We start from the raw sequence: 16,679 nt of genomic DNA, 5'->3' as shown, positions 1-16,679 counted from the left end.
GACCCAAATAGACATGATGTTTGGCGCGGGCTGCGGCAGGCTGGCCTGTACAGCGCCCCACATCGGGGCACTGCCGCCGCAGCATTGAGACGAATACCGCAACGCATCGGAGCCAATCGGTCTTGACAGCCCCATCCGCCTCTTTAACTCATGACTTTCTGACGATGGCGATGTAGCGCGTAGCCCTGCCGTGGCGGCCAGTCCTGTTCGCAGGGAGGTGGCGTCATGGTCGATCGCAGCGCCGAGCACTGGTATCCGACTGCCGCGTATCTGTACGTGCTGCATCTGGATGGCCTTGCACTCGCCTGGGAATACCTGCGCAGGCATCCCGACTACCGGCTCGACTGGCTGCGCCGTCACCGCCGACCTGAAGCGCATCGCTGGGGTTTGCGCCTGCTGGAAGACCCCGCCCTGGATGCGCGCGACGCGCATCCGGCCTGGCTGCCCGGCCATGCCGCCGTGGTGCAGCTCTACCCCGATACTGATCCGCCGCAGGATGCCACCGCCTTCGCGTTCTGGCACATCCCAGGCCACAAACAGCTATTCCACGACGGCAAGAAGCTGGCGCTGATCGCACGCAGCCCAGGCCATTGCCTGCGCTTTGCCCTGGCGCCCGGTCTGGAAGACGGCATGGCCGTGGCCTATGCCCGGCGGGGCGGCACTGCCGCGGCTGTGCGCGGTCATGCGTCCGGCACGGCCTTCGCTGCCACCACGCCCAGGCCAACATCCTCCGCGCTGTTGGAGCTGCACACCTTGCAGGCGCTCGACGCGACTCTGGCGGGCGCGTCCTTGCGCGATGTGGGCGAAGGACTGTTCGGTGCCGACGCCGTGGCCGACTGGTACAGCGACGGTGGCCTGCGCTCGAAGGTGCGCCGCCTGGTACGGCGCGCGATGCGCTGATGCGCGGCGGCTATCGCCGCCTAGCACAGCTTCCGCCGCTTGAGAAGGGCCGTTTTGAGGACGACGCAAAACGGCCCTGAGCAGGACAGCTTGGTTTTCTGAGACTGCCTCCATCCGGTCGCGCTGTGTGGCCGGGCGCTTTCAACCGATGGAGGTTCACACCATGCGTCCCGCTCCCTTGCGGCCTGCCGCCGCTGTCTCGACCGCTGCCGCGCAGCCCCAACGCTACCTCACCAACGATGAAGCCGCCGAGTACCTGCGGCTGTCGCCGCGCACGCTGGAAAAGCAGCGCGTGATCGGCGGCGGCCCGCGCTTTCGCAAGTTCGGCCGGCGCGTCATGTACGCCGTGGCCGACCTCGATGCCTGGGCCGCCGACCGCAGCTTCGAGACGACCTCCGATCCCGAATACGCCGAGCACCACTCGGCTGACAGCCGTGCGCGCTGATCGGCGGCGCGCAGCAGGCCATCGCCATGTCCAGCACCGCGCTGCCGTCCCGGCAGCGGCCGTTGCAGGAGCGCGAACAGCTCGACCTGTTCCGCGCCCTGCCCGGCGACATGGCGCCGCGCGACAGCCAGGATTTGATGGCCTATCCGTTCTTCTCGCTCGGCAAGTCCAAGCGGGTCAAGCCCATCGACTTCCGCGCGGGCAACGTGACGATTCGCGTGGAAGGCACGCAGGAGCACGGCATCGCCACGATTTGGGATGCGGACGTGCTGATATGGGCGGCCTCGCAGATCGTGGAAGCGAAGGACGCGGGCTTGCGGCCGTCGCGGCTGATGCGCGCCACGCCCTACGAGATCCTGCGCTTCATCGGACGCGGCAAGTCGCTGCGCGACTACCAGCGCTTCAAGGCTGCGCTGGATCGCCTGCAATCGACCACGGTGGCCACGTCCATCCGCGAGACGACCGGGCGGCGCCTGCACCGTTTCTCGTGGATCAACGAATGGAAGGAACTGGCCGACGCCAGCGGCACACCGCTGGGCATCGAGCTGATTCTGCCGGACTGGTTCTATGCGGGCGTGCTCGACGCGGCCCTGGTGCTGACCATCGACCCGGCGTACTTCCGGCTCACGGGCGGCATCGAGCGGTGGCTGTACCGCTTAGTGCGCAAGCACGGCGGCAAGCAGGCATACGGCTGGCAGTTCGACTTTCGCTACCTGCACCGGAAATCGGGCAGTACCGCGAAGCCCTACGACTTCGCCTGCGACCTGCGCGCGCTTGTAGCGCGGCAGTCGCTGCCCGGCTACGTCCTGGGCATCGAGCGGATGCCGGACAACGGCATGGAGCTGCTGACCTTCCGGCCCGTGCCGCATACGGCACGGGAATAACTCCGGGAAAGCCTGTGGATGGCGTCGTGCTATCAGGCGTGCGGGGTATCGTGCTATCAGGCGTGGGCCTATCGTGCTATCAGGCGTGCCGATCGGCCGCAAATCCGCGCCAGCATTGGGTTTGCGCGCGCTCTAACTTCCCTAACTTAATTTCTCTAACTTTTAGTAGAGAAACGCCGCTGCGGTGGACAACCATCACTCGGCTCCAAGCGCAGCAGCAAAAGTCCGGCTTTCCAGCATGGGGGGCCGTGCCATGATCGTCGCTCTGCTCAATCAAAAAGGCGGCGTGGGCAAGACCACGCTCGCCACGCACATCGCCGGCGAGCTGGCGATGCGCGGGCAGTCGGTCATCCTGCTGGATGCCGACCCGCAGGGCTCCGCGCTGGACTGGACACAGCGCCGCAGCCAGCAAGGTTTGCCTAGGCTGTTCAGCGCCGTGGGCCTCGCACGCGAAACGCTGCACCAAGAGGCGCCAGAACTCGCCAGGCGGGCCGATCATGTCATCATCGACGGCCCGCCACGCATCGCGGCACTGGCGCGCTCCGCGCTGCTGGCGGCCGAGCGCGTGCTGATCCCCGTGCAGCCCAGCCCCTACGACCTGTGGGCCAGCGCCGAGATGGTGGCGCTGATCCGTGAGGCGCAGGTGTTTCGGCCTGCGCTGCGCGCGGCCTTCGTCATCAACCGGCGCGTCAGTACCACCGTGATCGGGCGCGAAGCGCGCCAGGCGCTGGCCGACCAACCGCTTCCTGCGCTGCGCGCGGAAGTGCATCAGCGCATCGTGTTCGCCGACAGCGTGGCCGCTGGCCGGCTGGCACGCGAGACGGCACCGGACAGCGCCGCCGCGCGCGAAATCACTGCGCTGTTGGACGAACTGCTGCGGTGGCCGACATGACTGCGAAGCCGCCACCGAACAGCAAACGCACGGTAAAGCGCGTCGGCATCGGCGCGCGTCCGCCCGCGAATCCGCACGCCGAGGCGTGGATTCGCCAGGGCGACGCCGATGCGCTGGGCAAGGGCGACCTCTACACGGCTCGCTTGACCCTCGACATCACGCCCGCGATGCGGGCGCGCATCAAGGTGTCGGCCTTCACGCAAGGCGTGACCGTGGCCGACCTGCTGCGCGGCCTGCTGGAGCGGGAGTTTCCAGAACACCGCAGGGAGAACACCCCATGACCGCATCCGCTTCGCCTGCCGCTGGCGCGGCTACGGATGCGCCACAACCATCACCGGCCGCACTCGCCGGTCGGCCTGTCAGTGCGCCGCTGACGCGCGTGGCGCTGGCTTACATCGAACTGCGCTTCAAACTCTACCTGCGCTTCGGCGAACCGGCGCGCACGCACCAGCTCGACCGCTGGCGGCGCTGCGCGGTGTTCCTGCCGGGCACCATGTTCTGCCGCATCCGCTGGCAGGCCAACGACTACGGCACCGTTCGCTGGCAGCTCATGGTCATGCAAGCTTGCACGCCGCTCGACGCGGCGCAGCGCATCCCCGGCGTGCAGCCGGGTGCGCGCCTGCTACTCCACGCCGAAGGGGAGAACCAAGTGCGTGCGGTGTTGGAGCGCATCGACGCCATCGAGGCGCTGGGCATCGCGCCTGTCGCCGCTTCGCCCGCCTACTGGCGCACGCTCGCCAACCGGCTCGCTGCGCGCCTGCCACTGCCCGAATACACCGCCGAGCGGCACGCCGCCTGGCTCATCGGGAGGGCGCTGCCATGACCACCGTTTCGACTGCTGGCACCGCACCGCGTCCTCGCTCGCCCCGCGCACGTTTGCGCGCTCGCCTCGTGCTGGCGGGCCTGTCCGCCTGCGGCCTCGCTGCGCTGGCCTGGGCGTCCTTCGTGCATCCGCTGCCACGCCTGATCTACAACCCGTCCGACAGCGTTCCCGTGGGCTGGTATCGCGTCGATCCGCAGCGCCACGGAACCGGCTCGCTGCCACGTTCTTTGTCCGTGGGCAGCATCGTCCTGACCACGCTGCCGCCAGACGCCGCCGCGCTGGCCGCGCAGCGTGGCTACCTGCCGGCGCGCGTGCCGCTGCTCAAGCGCGTGGGCGCGGTCGCGCCGCAGGAGGTGTGCATCGCTGACGGCAAAGTCCGCATCGACGGCGTGCCTTCGGCCGCCGTGCTGTCTGCCGATCGCTGGGGCCGGCCGCTGCCATCCTGGCCGCAGTGCCGCCGCCTTCGGCCTGGCGAGCTGTTTTTGCTCAGTGCGACTAACCCGGCGTCATTCGACAGCCGGTATTTCGGGCCGGTCAGCGCCGCCGCCGTGATCGGCGTCGCGCACCCCATCTGGCTGGAGTCCCGCCCATGATGGCCGCCGATTCGCTGCACGTTGCCGTGCATCTCATCGTGCTATCGGGCGTGTCGTGCTGCTGGCCGTCGCTGTGTCGTCGGGCGTGCAGTGCGGGCGCCAATCCTGCGCATTGGGCACCGCACTTCGCGCTGCCTTCGGCGCAGCCGTCCAACGTGCAGGCGTCTTGCCTCGAACGCGCCCGGCCTGCGGCCCTCATCGCGCTTGTTCGCGCGTTCGCCGGCGCGCTGGCTGCTCGCGCAGCGCCGCCGGGCCGCCGCTGCCCGGAGCGCCAGCGAAGGGCAAAAGCGGAAGGCAAGACAAAAGGACGCGGCACCGGGCCGCGTCGAAAGCCTGTCTGCACATGGGGGTGGCGCGGCACGGAGCGGCTTCGCCGCCGTGCCGCGTTCGGCGCGAGGGTCGCGCCAATGCAGGCATGTCCGCGTGCTTCGCACGACCGGACACGCCGGAGCTTGCAGGGAGAACGGCGATGACCGACCGCCGCGACGACGATTTCCGCGTGCGCCCCAGCGCCCCGAAGAACCGGGGCAAGGGCCAGGGGCAAAGCTTCGTTTCCAAGGTGCTCAAGCAGGCCGGCAAGGCCAGCAGCGGCAAGTCGGCGGTGCGTAGTCCTGGGGCGGCCGGCACCGGCCAACGCCCCGGCTCGCGCCTGGGGCGCGGCCACACGGCGGCGCGCTTCGCCGGGGCGAAGCTGACGCCCATGTCGCGGCGCGTGACCATCAAGACGCTGCTGGTCAATCACCAGCGGGCCAGCCCGCAGTCGCTCGCCAAGCACCTGCGCTACGTCGAGCGCGACGGCGCGGGCCGCGATGGCGAACCGGGCCGGGCCTACGGGCCACAGGCCGACGAAGCCGACCTCGATGCCTTCAAGGAACGCTGCGCCGATGACCGTCACCATTTCCGCTTCATCGTCTCGCCCGAGGACGGGGCTGAACTGGACGACCTGCGCACCTACACCCGGCATCTGGTGAACCGCATGGAAGCCGACCTGGGCACGCGGCTGGATTGGGTGGCGGTCGATCACTGGAACACCGACAACCCGCACACTCACCTGATCCTGCGTGGGCACGACGACACCGGCAAAGACCTCATCATCGCCGGCGACTACATCGCCCACGGCTTTCGCCATCGGGCCGCCGAACTGGCAACGGAATGGCTGGGGCCGCGAACCGAACTGGAGATCCAGCAGACCTTGGGGCGCGAGGTTGAGCAGGAGCGGTGGACGAGCCTGGATCGCACCTTGCAGCGCGAGGCCGGCGACGATGGCCTGGTGCATGTCGAACGGCTCAACGAACCTCGCTTGCAGCGCCAACGCCTGCTGCTGATCGGCCGCCTGCAACGCTTGCGGCGCCTGGGCCTGGCCGACGAGATGCAGCCCGGCACCTGGGCCGTCCATGCGGATGCGGAAAAGACCCTGCGCGCCCTGGGTGAGCGTGGCGACATCATCCGCACCATGCAGCGGGCCATGCGCGGCGAGCCGCGCGAGCTGGCGGTGTTCGAGCCGGGGGACGACGGCCGAACCATCCTCGGGCGCGTGGCCGCGAAGGGGCTGGCCGACGAGCTGCGCGACCGAGGCTATCTGGTCATCGACGGCGTGGACGGCAAGGCCCACTACGTCGCGCTTAACGCCCGCGACGAGCTGGCGAACTACCCGACCGGGGCCGTGGTGGAGGTGAAGGGTTCGGCCGACGTGCGCGCTGCCGACAGGAACATCGCCGCGCTGGCGAGTGATGGCCTGTACCGCACCGACCATCACCTCGCCATCACGCAGGGCCAGGCCGTCCCCGGACGCGACCCGCAGGAGGTCGTGGCGGCCCATGTCCGCAGGCTGGAAGCCCTGCGCCGGGCGGGCATCGTGGAGCGCGTGGCCGAAGGGCTATGGAAGGTGCCGGGCGACCTGCCCGAGCAGGGCCGCCGCTACGACGCGCAGCGCCTGGGCGGCGTGGCCGTGGAACTGAAATCGCACCTGCCCATCGAGCGGCAGGCCCGCGTGATCGGGGCCACCTGGCTCGACCAGCAGTTGATCGGTGGCGGCTCGGGCCTGGGCGACCTGGGCTTTGGTGGCGAGGCCAAGCAGGCCGTGCAGCAGCGTGCCGACTTCCTGACCGAACAGGGGCTGGCCGAGCGGCGCGGGCAGCGTGTCATCCTGGCGCGCAACCTGCTGGGCACGCTGCGCAACCGGGAACTGGCGCAGGCCGCGAAAGACATTGCCGCCGATACCGGCCTGGAGCATCGCCCTGTGGCCGACGGTCAGCGCGTGGCCGGCATCTACCGGCGCAGCGTCATGCTCGCCAGCGGGCGCTACGCGATGCTGGATGACGGCATGGGCTTCAGCCTGGTGCCGTGGAAGCCGGTGATCGAACAGCGGCTAGGGCAGCAGCTTGCCGCGACGGTGCGCGGTAGCGCGGTGTCGTGGGAAATTGCCCGGTCACGTCACCCCAGTCTTTAGTTGAAGCTCCGCAATACATGATTGGCAGATCGCGCCACAAACCTCTCTCGGGTCACGTGGAGACGTGCAACCGTTCAGTTCCGGCTGCGACCGATACCTCGGTATACATCAAGATCGCGACCGGCCATCCTGCTGAAGTGTCTGAAGGTAGGCGCTGAACATCCCGGTCATTGCATCGGCATAAGCTTTGATTTCAGCCTTGGTTCGCCGCGTTTGGGAAAAGCTGTTGCCCACGGTGCTGAGCGTGGTGAAGATGAGATCGCCGGCCAGCTCGCGAGATGCGGTGGACGCCTTTGGCAAGGCTTCCACCATGAAGGCGTCGATCATCCGATCGCCTTCGGCCCTGGCCTGGCGTGCCTCGGGGCTGTCGCGATAGAGCGGAGCCGCGTCATTGAGCGCGCCGCGAATCTCTGCTTCTTCGCACTCGGAGCGAAGGAAGGCATGCACAAGGGTTCGCAGTCGCTCCAAGTGCGGTGTACCGGAATCTTCGAGGATGTTTCGCAGCATCCGGGTCGTCTGCATCCACTCATCGACCTGGAGACGGAACAGGATCGACGCCTTGTTGGGGAAATACTGATAGATCGACCCGACGCTAACGCCGGCTTTCTCTGCGACGCGCGCTGTGGTGAACCGAGTAACGCCTTCCTCGGCCAAAACCTGTGTAGCAGCTTCCAGAATGGCTGCCACCAGTTCGGTCGAACGCGCCTGTTGGGGTTGCTTGCGCGAGGTGATCTGTGGACGACGGCGGGTGGTCATGGTGGTGTGGTGATGCCAAGCTCAGCGAGCAGAAACGCGGTCAGTCTTCCGCATCCATCAATGCGATGGATTGTTCGCATATTAGCGCAGCACAGGGTGTCACCTCAACCCTTGGTGAAGGGCCTGCGTGGTCAATGTTGCCGACGTAGCACGCACACGTCGGCAACCCCCTCATGCATCCTTGGGGGTACATCTTCTCGATGCGCATCGGTTGAAAGACCGCTCTACATCTCAACCATGCCCCCTTTTTACCGACGAAAAACCTGAGCATTTGGCGACCCTTCGATCTTCGTGGGCGCAACTGGATCGGCGCAACCGCAGTGTTTTCTAGGCAACCACGGTGATTCGCTTGTCGGTTCTGGAGGGCAGAAAACGCGAACCTCAATGCGAATTTCTAACATGATGGATTCGTCATATTATTCCATCAACGCGAATGATTGATCGCATTTAGGGTGCCTCAACACAGAGGCTCTGTCTCTCCAAACCTTCAACCGGACAACACCATGACCTCAACACTGACCAACGCACCGCTGGCGCCCCTGCTGGATCGCCTGTTCGAGCAGGCCGATCGGGCCACTAGCCCGGCAATGGCCGGCATCTCCCGCGAGGAACGCGAGCGCCTGATGCGCAGCAAGACCGAGTACCTCGACTTCTATGGCCGCGCCAAGGACTTGTGGCTGCCGGTTTCGCGCGAGACCGGAGTGCTGCTGTACCAACTGGCACGCAGCACGAACGCGCGCAACATCGTCGAGTTCGGCACCTCGTTCGGACTCTCGACCCTGTATTTGGCGGCAGCGCTGCGCGACAACGGCGGCGGCCGCCTGATTGGCAGCGAGTTCGAGCCGTCAAAGGTTGCCAAGGCTCGCCAGCATCTTGTCGAAGGCGGCGTCGATGACCTGGTCGAAATCCGTGAAGGCGACGCCCTGAAGACACTGGCCTCGGACCTTCCCGACTCCATCGATTTGCTGCTGCTCGATGGCGCCAAGTCCATCTACTGCGAAGTCCTCGATCTGGTCGAAAGCCGCCTGCGGGCTGGCGCACTGATCGTCGCCGACAACGCCGACTACAGCCCGGACTATCTCGCGCGCGTGCGCACCTCGGAAAACGGCTACCTGTCCGTGCCGTTCGGCGAGGACGTGGAACTGTCGATCCGGCTGGCCTGAATAAACCATCCAAACAGGAGATTTTGCAATGCACATATTTGTCACTGGTGCCACAGGCTGGGTCGGCTCTGCCGTGGTGGAAGATCTGCTCGCTGCCGGCCACCAAGTCACGGGCCTGGCCCGTTCCGCCGACAAGGCCGCCTCGCTCGCTGCGGCAGGCGCGAAAATCATCCAGGCCACGCTCGATGATCTGGACACGTTGCGTTCCGTCGCTTCGACGGTGGACGCCGTGATCCACACCGCGTTCAACCATGACTTCTCCAAGTTCATCGAGAACGCGGAGCAGGACCGCCGCGTGATCGAGGCGCTGGGCAGCGCGCTGGAGGGATCGAACCGGCCGCTGCTCGTCACTTCGGGTCTGTCTGGGCTGCCGCGTGGCGCCACCGAAGCCGACCTGCCCCATCCGGCCTCACCTCGCAAGTCGGAGGAAGCCGCGCGGGCCGCGGCGACGCGCGGGGTGCGCGCAGCAACGGTGCGCCTTGCACCGTCGGTTCATGGGTTGGGCGACCACGGCTTCGTGCCCATCCTCATCCGCACGGCGCAGCAGAAAGGCGTATCGGCCTATCTGGGTGAAGGCCAAAACTGCTGGGCCGGCGTGTACCGGCGGGATGCGGCGCGCATCTATCGCCTCGCGCTGGAGCAAGGCGTGAGCGAATCGGTCTATCACGCCGTCGCGGACGAGGCGGTGCCCTTCAAGGCGATCGCCGAAGTGATCGGAAGCCGCCTGGGTCTGCCGGTCGAGTCGCGCGACCGCGAGCACTTCGGCTGGTTCGCCAACATGGCCGGTGCCGATATGTCCGTGTCCAGCGCCCGCACGCGCGAACTGCTCGGCTGGAAGCCCGAAGGACCGAACCTGCTCGCCGACCTGGATCAGCCCGGCTATTACGCCGGCTGATCTGTCGTGCTCAATCCATGAGTGTGCCCATGTCTAAAGAACAATCTCTTTCCTCGCCGACTCCGGCGATGGCATCACCGCCCGGTGCCAATGTCTTCTTGACGCTGCTACCCATCACGCTGGCAGTCTTCATCGGGTTCCTGACCATCGGAATGCAGATGCCGGTCCTGCCGCTGCACCTGCACGAAACTCTCGGCATGGGTACGCTGGTGATCGGCTCGGTCATCGGCCTGCAATTCGTCGTGGCACTGCTGTCCCGTCCCTGGGCCGGCAACCTCGCCGACCTGCGTGGCGCCAAGCGAGCTGTGGTCATCGGCTGCCTGCTCGCAGCCAGCTCCGGCCTGGTCTATCTGGCATCGCTGGCCTTCGTCGCCACACCGACTACCTCGGTATGGATCGTGGTGCTGGGGCGCATCCTGCTGGCCCTGGGCGAAAGCCTGATTGCCACGGGGGCGCTGGGCTGGTCGCTCGGACTGGTCGGGCCGCAGAACGCAGGCAAAGTGATGGTCTGGGTCGGCATTGCCATCTACGGCGCCTATGCGCTGGGTGCGCCCCTCGGCGTCGCGGTGAATACCCAGTGGGGATTCGCCGGCGTCGCCGCCGCCGTGGTAGCCATCCCCTTCCTGGCCTTGGCCGTGGTTGCGGGCGTGCGCGCCGTCGCGCCTTCGGCAACCAAGCGCACGCCGTTTTACAAGGTACTGGGTGCCGTGCTGTGGCCCGGCATGGGCTTGGCGCTGTCCAGCGTCGGTTTCGGACTGATCACGGCCTTCATCGCGCTGCTGTTCGCCGCCAAGCAGTGGGGCAACGCTTCGCTGGCGTTCACCGCGTTCGGACTGGCTTTCATCGGCGCACGCATTTTCTTCGGGCACCTGCCGGACAAGTTGGGGGGCGCGAAGGTGGCCCTGGTGAGCGTTGCCATCGAAGCGGTCGGACAGTTGTTCATATGGGGTGCCGATTCCGCGTCGCTCGCCTACGTAGGCGCGGCTCTGACGGGCTTCGGCTACTCGCTGGCCTATCCAGGGTTCGGTGTGGAGGCCGTGCGGCGCGCTCCGCCGCAGACTCGCAGCCTGGCGATGGGCGCCTACGTGGCATTCATGGACATCGCGCTGGGCCTGACAAGTCCTCTGGCTGGCGCGCTGGCTGGCGCTCAGGGGATTGGCTCGGTCTATCTGGCGGGCGGCATCACCGTCGCACTGGCGCTGGTAATTGCCTTGCGGCTGCTTTCCGACAGTCCGGCAGCGACCGTGCAGGCCGACAACGGAAGCACGGGCAACGCTGCCGCAAGAAATGTCGGGGCGATCATCATCAGTCTGGTCGGTCTGGCTGTCATCTTCGGCGGGCTATACGCATGGCGCGCAGCCCGCGCCGGCGGCGCTGCGCCTCCCGTGCGACCGCCTGCGCTGGTATCGACCGTGCGCGTGCAGCCGCGCAGCGTTGCCGGGGAACTGCAAGCGGTCGGCAGCCTGCAAGCCGTGCGCGAAGTCGTGCTGGCCCCGGACACCGCTGGGCGGGTGACGGCCCTCAGCTTCACCGCCGGCCAGGTCGTGAAGGAAGGCTCCACGCTGGTTCAGCTCTACGATGCCCCGGAACAGGCCGATCGCAGTGCCGCTGTGGCAAGGGCTAATTTCGCGCAGTTGCAGTTGCGGCGCTCGCAGGAGCTGGCATCCAGCGGTGCCGAGCCGCGCGAACTGCTGGAGCAGCACAAGGCAGAAGCCGACCAGGCGACCGCCGCCGTCCGGCAACTGGATGCGCGCATCCAGCAGAAGAACATCCGCGCGCCGTTCTCCGGGCAACTCGGTATCCGGCGGATCAACCTGGGGCAGTACCTCAACGCAGGCGAAGCTATCGCCACGCTGACGCAGCTCGACCCGCTGTACGTCAATTTCACCCTGCCGCAGCAGGAGCTTTCCAGGTTGGCGCTCGGTGCGCGGGTGCAGGTCACTGTGGATGCCGTTCCGGGAAAGGTCTTCGACGCCAAGGTCAGCACCATCGAGCCGCGCATCGACGGGGAAACCCGGAACGTCGCCGTCCAGGCCATCCTGTCGAACACCGACAATCTGCTGAAGTCTGGCATGTATGCGGTTGCCAAACTGGAACTTCCGGCGACGGAGGATGCCATCGTGCTGCCGCTGACGGCGATCCAGACATCCGCCTCGGGTGATAGCGTGGTGCTCGTTCAGGAGGCCGATGCCCAAGGGATCGGCAAGGCGGTTGCCGTTCCGGTCGTCACGGGCCGCAGGCTGGGCGACGACGTGCTGGTGACGCAGGGCGTGAAGGCCGGCGACGTCGTGGTGGTCGCCGGTCAGAACCGGTTACAGCCCGGCGGCAAGGTGAAGATCAATGCCGCCTCGCCCGTGGGGGCGCAGTGATGAACTTCACCGACCTCTTCATCCGGCGGCCCATCCTGGCCCTGGTCGTCAGCCTGCTCATCCTGCTGGCGGGCCTGGCCTCGGTCTTCTCCCTGCCGGTGCGCCAGTACCCCTACCTCGAAAACGCCACCATCAACATCACCACGTCGCTGCCGGGCGCGACCCAGGAGGTGATGCAGGGTTTCGTCACGACGCCCATCTCGCAATCCATCGCCACGGCCAGCGGCATCGAGTACCTGAGTTCGACGACGACCCAGGGCCGCAGCGAGATCAAGGCACGTCTGGTGCTCAATGCCAACGCCGACCGGGCCATGACCGAGATCCTGGCGAAGGTGCTGCAGGTCAAGTACCAGCTCCCGGCAGGCGTCACCGATCCGGTTATCAGCAAGTCCACCGAAGGCGGCACCGCCGTCCAGTATGTCGCGTTCTACAGCGACACCCTCACCATCCCGCAGGTCACGGACTTCGTGAACCGTGTGGCGCTGCCGCTGTTCGCCGGGATACCGGGCGTGGGGCAGGTCGATACCAATGGCGGGCAGACGCTGGCGCTGCGCATCTGGATCGACCCCGTGAAGCTGGCCGCCCGCGGCCTGTCTGCGGGTGAGATCGCGGCCGCCCTGCGAGCCAACAACGTGCAGTCCGCGCCGGGTCAGCTCAAGAGTTCTCTGACCGTCACCAACATCAGCGCCGCCACCGACCTTCGCAGCGTGGAGGACTTCCGCCAGATGGTGATCAAGTCCAGTGCCGGCGGCGGCGTGGTGCGCCTGTCCGACGTGGCAACGGTCGAGATCGGCGGCCAGAACTACAACAACGCCTCCTTCGCCAGCGGCATCCCGGCGGTGTTCGCGGCGATCTTCCCGACCCCGGACGGCAACCCGCTGGACATTGCTCGGCAGGCGCAGGAACTGGTGCCCCGCATCCGGGCGATGGCGCCGCCGGGGTTGCAGGTCGTGCCGAACTACGACGTGGCGAAGTTCGTCAATGCGTCGATCGCGGAGGTCCAGCACACGCTGATCGAGGCCATCGTGATCGTCATCGCCGTGATCTTCCTGTTCCTGGGAACTTTCCGCGCGGTCATCATCCCCGTGGTCACCATTCCGCTTTCCCTGGTCGGGACGGCGGCGTTGATGCTGGCCTTCGGTTTCTCGATCAACCTGCTGACGCTGCTGGCGATGGTGCTGGCGATCGGGCTGGTTGTGGACGACGCCATCGTGGTGGTGGAGAACATCCATCGCCATATCGAGGAAGGAGCATCGCCCGCGCGTGCGGCCTTGCTCGGCGCACGCGAGATCGTCGGCCCGGTGATCGCCATGACCATCACGCTCGCTGCGGTCTATGCGCCGATCGGCCTGATGGGCGGATTGACCGGGGCGCTGTTCAAGGAATTCGCATTCACCTTGGCCGGCTCGGTCATCGTCTCCGGCGTTGTCGCACTCACGTTGTCGCCGGTGATGAGTTCGATGCTGCTCAGCTCCAAGCAAAGCGAGGCAAGGCTGGCCAGGCTGATCGAGCACAGCATGGAAGAGCTGACATCGCTCTACCGGCGCCTGCTGGCCCGCACGCTGGCCGCGCGCAGCGCGGTGCTGCTGGTGGGCGTGGCCGTGCTGGGCGCCATCGTGGTGTTGTTCGTGGGCATCCGCCACGAGCTGGCCCCGGTCGAGGATCAGGGCGCAGTGATCGTCATCGCCAAGGCACCGCAATACGCGGGGGTCAGCTATACCTCCCGCTATGCCCAGAAGATCGAGAAGATTTTTGAATCGCTTCCGGAGTTCGACAACAGCTTCATGCACATCGGCGGCACCGGGCGCGGCCAGAACCAGATGCTGGCGGGCGCGATTTTCAAGGACTGGTCGCAGCGCTCCCGCTCGTCCATCGAGATACAGGGCCAACTCCAGGCGGCCGGCGGCGGCATCGACGGCGAAACGCTGACGGCGGTTCAGGTGCCACCGCTGCCCGGTTCCAGCGGCGGCCTGCCGGTGCAGATGGTGCTGCGCTCGCCCGACAATTTCTCGACGCTGTTCGAGACGGCCGAGCAGATCAAGAGCGCGGCCTACAAGAGCGGCCTCTTCCTGTACGTGCAGAACGACCTGGCGTTCGACAGCCCGCAGGCCCACATCGCCATCGACAGTAGCAAGGCACGCGAGATGGGCGTGACCATGCAGGCCATCGCCGACACCCTGGCGGTGCTGGTCGGTGAGAACTACGTCAACCGCTTCAACTTCCACGACCGCTCCTACGACGTCATCCCGCAGGTCCGGGACAGCGACCGCATGACCCCGGACGACCTGGGCCGCTTCTACGTCAAGGCCAGTTCCGGCGCACTGGTGCCACTGTCCACGGTCGCTCATGTGGAAACAAGGCCCCAGGCGAACGGACTGACCCAGTTCGGCCAGTTGAACTCGGCCACGGTGGAATTTCTGCCGCGTCCTGGCGTCAGCATGGGCGAGGCCGTGGCCTTCCTGCAATCGCAGCCGCTGCCGGCCGGCACCAGCGTCGATTGGCTCAGCGACAGCCGCCAGTTCGTGCAGGAGGGCAACCGCCTGCTGGTGTCCTTCGGCTTCGCGCTGGTGGTCATCTTCCTGGTGCTGGCGGCGCAATTCGAGAGCCTGCGCGATCCGCTGGTGATTCTGGTCACGGTGCCGCTGGCGGTGTGCGGCGCGCTGGTGCCGCTCTGGCTGGGCTACGCCACGCTGAATATCTACACGCAGATCGGACTGGTCACGCTGATCGGCCTGATCTCCAAACACGGCATCCTGATGGTCACGTTCGCCAACCACATCCAGCAGCACGAGAACCTGAACCGGCTCGAAGCCATCGAGAAGGCGGCAGCGGTGCGTATGCGTCCCGTGCTGATGACGACGGCCGCGATGGTGGCGGGCCTGGTGCCGCTGGTGTTCGCGGAAGGTGCCGGCTCGGCCAGCCGGTTCTCGATCGGCATCGTGGTCGTGATGGGCATGTTGATCGGCACGCTGTTCACGCTGTTCGTGCTGCCGACCATCTACAGCTTCATCGCCAAGGATCACCGTGTTTCAGCAGAAAACGCACGCCAGCACGAGCTGGCATCGGTGGAGGTGTCCCATGCGCCTTGAACGAAAGAAGGCGCTGCCGAGCGCCCTGATCTTGGCCGTCTCCCTTTCCATTACAGGCTGTGCCAGCGGGCCGAACTACCGCACCCCGGCCTTGCCGGAAATGGCTGGCGGAGCCTTCGTCAGCCAATCGCCGCAGGTGGACGCTGGTTCGCTACCGCCTGCAGACTGGTGGAAGCTGTATGACGATCCTGCGCTGGACGCCATCGTGCAGGAAGCGCTGTCCGCCAATACCGATCTGCGCGTGGCACTGGCGAACCTGGATCGGGCACACGCGATCTACCGGGCGACACGCGGGGAACTCCTGCCATCGACCAATGTGACTGCGGGTGCCAGTCGCGGTCGCAACCAGACCGCTTTGAGCGGGAACGGCCAAGCGCCGGTGCAATGGAACTATACCGGCGGACTGGATATTTCCTACGAACTGGACCTTTTCGGGCGGGTGAGGCGCGACATCGAAGCGGCGCGCGGTGATACCGAGGCGCTCGCTGCGGCCCATGATGCGGCCCAGGTGCTCGTCGCTGCGGAGACGACGCGCTCGTATGTGGATGCCTGCGCCTACGGAGAGTCCGTTGACGTGGCGCGTTCGTCCGTCGAGCTGGCACAGAAAACGCTGGATCTCGTGACCCGCCAGGAGCGCGCCGGCTCCGCCTCGCGCCTCGATGTGGAGCGATCCAGTGCGGCACTGGCCCAGGCCGAGGCGGCTGTTCCCCGGCTGCAGGCCCAACAGAACGCGGCACTGTTCGAACTGGCGGCACTGATGGGGCGGCCCCCCACTCAAGTTCCCGAACCGGCACGCGCCTGCAACAAGGCGCCGGAAGTAGCTGGCGCCATTCCAGTTGGCGATGGCACGACCATGCTGCGCCGTCGCCCCGACATCCGCCAAGCCGAACGCCAGTTGGCCGCAGACACGGCGCGCATCGGAGTGGCGGTCGCGGATCTCTATCCCAGGGTCGCGCTCGGCGTGTCGGCAAGCTACCTGCGCAATGACTACCTGCGCGGCGACCGTACCTGGTCGTTCGGTTTCGGGCCGCTGATTTCATGGACGTTCCCGAACATGACGGCGGCACGAAGCCGGATTGCGCAGGCCAAGGCTCAGGGCGCGGCCTCACTTGCCCGCTTCGACGGTGCTGTTCTCACGGCATTGAAGGAGTCAGAGCAATCCTTGAGCACGTATGCGGGAGCCATCCAACAACGCGAGGCTCTGATTCAAGCGCAGACCCATGCCGACAGTGCGTTCCGCCTTGCCGAACAACGCTATCGGGCGGGGGCCATCAGCTACCTGGACGTAATCGTGGCCCAAAGCCACCTGATCAGCGCAAGGTCGCAGGTTGCGACGGCGGACCAGCAGGCCGGCTCGGCTCGCGTCGATGTCTTCAAGGCGTTGGGCGGGGGATGGCAAGCGCATTCGCAGGACTGATTCC

13 protein-coding genes and 2 pseudogenes are annotated in these 16,679 nt (G+C 66.6%); 14 read left to right on the top strand and 1 reads right to left on the bottom strand.

Annotated elements, in window-relative coordinates; all coding sequences use genetic code 11:
* Positions 1-225 precede the first annotated feature (225 nt).
* From AD428_RS00190 to AD428_RS00155, 8 genes and pseudogenes are all read left to right on the top strand, one after another.
* Positions 226-980, top strand: a pseudogene (locus tag AD428_RS00190) (DUF2285 domain-containing protein).
* 83 nt (positions 981-1,063) lie between these two features.
* Positions 1,064-1,345, top strand: coding sequence for a helix-turn-helix transcriptional regulator (locus AD428_RS00185; RefSeq protein WP_013721771.1), 282 nt, complete (start codon positions 1,064-1,066; stop codon positions 1,343-1,345).
* A gap of 26 nt (positions 1,346-1,371) precedes the next feature.
* Positions 1,372-2,229, top strand: a complete 858-nt coding sequence (locus tag AD428_RS00180) for a replication initiator protein A (RefSeq protein WP_053243681.1) — start codon at positions 1,372-1,374, stop codon at positions 2,227-2,229.
* Between the two features lie 253 nt (positions 2,230-2,482).
* Positions 2,483-3,121 carry a ParA family partition ATPase gene (gene parA, locus AD428_RS00175; RefSeq protein WP_053243680.1) on the top strand — a complete coding sequence of 213 codons (639 nt, stop codon included), beginning with the start codon at positions 2,483-2,485 and terminating at the stop codon, positions 3,119-3,121.
* A complete protein-coding gene (locus AD428_RS00170; RefSeq protein ID WP_009523273.1) occupies positions 3,118-3,402 on the top strand; it encodes a hypothetical protein in 285 nt (94 codons plus the stop codon). The genes parA and AD428_RS00170 overlap by 4 nt, the downstream gene beginning before the upstream one ends.
* Positions 3,399-3,944 (top strand): DUF2840 domain-containing protein, encoded by a 546-nt coding sequence (locus AD428_RS00165; protein WP_009523274.1) that lies wholly within the window; start codon positions 3,399-3,401, stop codon positions 3,942-3,944. Before AD428_RS00170 ends, AD428_RS00165 begins: the two co-directional genes overlap by 4 nt.
* Positions 3,941-4,537: a S26 family signal peptidase gene (locus AD428_RS00160; protein WP_009523275.1), complete on the top strand. Its 597-nt coding sequence runs from the start codon at positions 3,941-3,943 to the stop codon at positions 4,535-4,537. The genes AD428_RS00165 and AD428_RS00160 overlap by 4 nt, the downstream gene beginning before the upstream one ends.
* 469 nt (positions 4,538-5,006) lie before the next feature.
* Positions 5,007-6,986, top strand: a complete 1,980-nt coding sequence (locus tag AD428_RS00155; protein ID WP_053243679.1) for a relaxase/mobilization nuclease and DUF3363 domain-containing protein — start codon at positions 5,007-5,009, stop codon at positions 6,984-6,986.
* A 108-nt stretch (positions 6,987-7,094) separates the two neighbouring features.
* On the opposite strand, the gene AD428_RS00150 is transcribed toward AD428_RS00155, so the two are convergent.
* The gene (locus tag AD428_RS00150) at positions 7,095-7,742 is read right to left on the bottom strand and encodes a TetR family transcriptional regulator (protein WP_053243678.1); all 648 of its coding nucleotides are present in this window, start codon (positions 7,740-7,742) and stop codon (positions 7,095-7,097) included.
* A 503-nt stretch (positions 7,743-8,245) separates the two neighbouring features.
* On the opposite strand from AD428_RS00150, the gene AD428_RS00145 reads away from it, so the two are divergent.
* The 6 genes and pseudogenes from AD428_RS00145 to AD428_RS00120 all read left to right on the top strand — a co-directional run bounded on the left by AD428_RS00145 (position 8,246) and on the right by AD428_RS00120 (position 16,675).
* Positions 8,246-8,905 (top strand): O-methyltransferase, encoded by a 660-nt coding sequence (locus AD428_RS00145; protein ID WP_053243677.1) that lies wholly within the window; start codon positions 8,246-8,248, stop codon positions 8,903-8,905.
* A gap of 28 nt (positions 8,906-8,933) precedes the next feature.
* A complete protein-coding gene (locus tag AD428_RS00140; RefSeq protein WP_053243676.1) occupies positions 8,934-9,800 on the top strand; it encodes an SDR family oxidoreductase in 867 nt (288 codons plus the stop codon).
* 29 nt (positions 9,801-9,829) lie between these two features.
* Positions 9,830-11,140: pseudogene (locus tag AD428_RS27295) on the top strand (arabinose transporter); the annotation flags it as partial.
* 45 nt (positions 11,141-11,185) lie between these two features.
* Entirely contained in the window at positions 11,186-12,169 is a 984-nt protein-coding gene (locus AD428_RS26945) for an efflux RND transporter periplasmic adaptor subunit (protein WP_235488620.1), read from the top strand.
* Entirely contained in the window at positions 12,169-15,258 is a 3,090-nt protein-coding gene (locus tag AD428_RS00125) for an efflux RND transporter permease subunit (RefSeq protein ID WP_053243675.1), read from the top strand. Before AD428_RS26945 ends, AD428_RS00125 begins: the two co-directional genes overlap by 1 nt.
* On the top strand, positions 15,248-16,675 hold the full coding sequence (locus tag AD428_RS00120; protein WP_053243674.1) for an efflux transporter outer membrane subunit: 1,428 nt from the start codon (positions 15,248-15,250) through the stop codon (positions 16,673-16,675). The genes AD428_RS00125 and AD428_RS00120 overlap by 11 nt, the downstream gene beginning before the upstream one ends.
* Positions 16,676-16,679 lie beyond the last annotated feature (4 nt).

This window comes from Achromobacter sp. DMS1 (assembly GCF_001270295.1).
The sequence above is the reverse complement of the archived record's forward strand: the minus strand, read 5'-3'. Positions and strand labels throughout refer to the sequence as shown.

What these genes read in the sequence shown, in the direction of transcription:
- AD428_RS00185 (WP_013721771.1), top strand. Translation starts at nt 1,064, where the DNA reads ATGCGTCCCGCTCCCTTGCGGCCTGCCGCCGCTGTCTCGACCGCTGCC.
- AD428_RS00180 (WP_053243681.1), top strand. Translation starts at nt 1,372, where the DNA reads ATGTCCAGCACCGCGCTGCCGTCCCGGCAGCGGCCGTTGCAGGAGCGC.
- parA (WP_053243680.1), top strand. Translation starts at nt 2,483, where the DNA reads ATGATCGTCGCTCTGCTCAATCAAAAAGGCGGCGTGGGCAAGACCACG.
- AD428_RS00170 (WP_009523273.1), top strand. Translation starts at nt 3,118, where the DNA reads ATGACTGCGAAGCCGCCACCGAACAGCAAACGCACGGTAAAGCGCGTC.
- AD428_RS00165 (WP_009523274.1), top strand. Translation starts at nt 3,399, where the DNA reads ATGACCGCATCCGCTTCGCCTGCCGCTGGCGCGGCTACGGATGCGCCA.
- AD428_RS00160 (WP_009523275.1), top strand. Translation starts at nt 3,941, where the DNA reads ATGACCACCGTTTCGACTGCTGGCACCGCACCGCGTCCTCGCTCGCCC.
- AD428_RS00155 (WP_053243679.1), top strand. Translation starts at nt 5,007, where the DNA reads ATGACCGACCGCCGCGACGACGATTTCCGCGTGCGCCCCAGCGCCCCG.
- AD428_RS00150 (WP_053243678.1), bottom strand. Translation starts at nt 7,742, where the DNA reads ATGACCACCCGCCGTCGTCCACAGATCACCTCGCGCAAGCAACCCCAA.
- AD428_RS00145 (WP_053243677.1), top strand. Translation starts at nt 8,246, where the DNA reads ATGACCTCAACACTGACCAACGCACCGCTGGCGCCCCTGCTGGATCGC.
- AD428_RS00140 (WP_053243676.1), top strand. Translation starts at nt 8,934, where the DNA reads ATGCACATATTTGTCACTGGTGCCACAGGCTGGGTCGGCTCTGCCGTG.
- AD428_RS00125 (WP_053243675.1), top strand. Translation starts at nt 12,169, where the DNA reads ATGAACTTCACCGACCTCTTCATCCGGCGGCCCATCCTGGCCCTGGTC.
- AD428_RS00120 (WP_053243674.1), top strand. Translation starts at nt 15,248, where the DNA reads ATGCGCCTTGAACGAAAGAAGGCGCTGCCGAGCGCCCTGATCTTGGCC.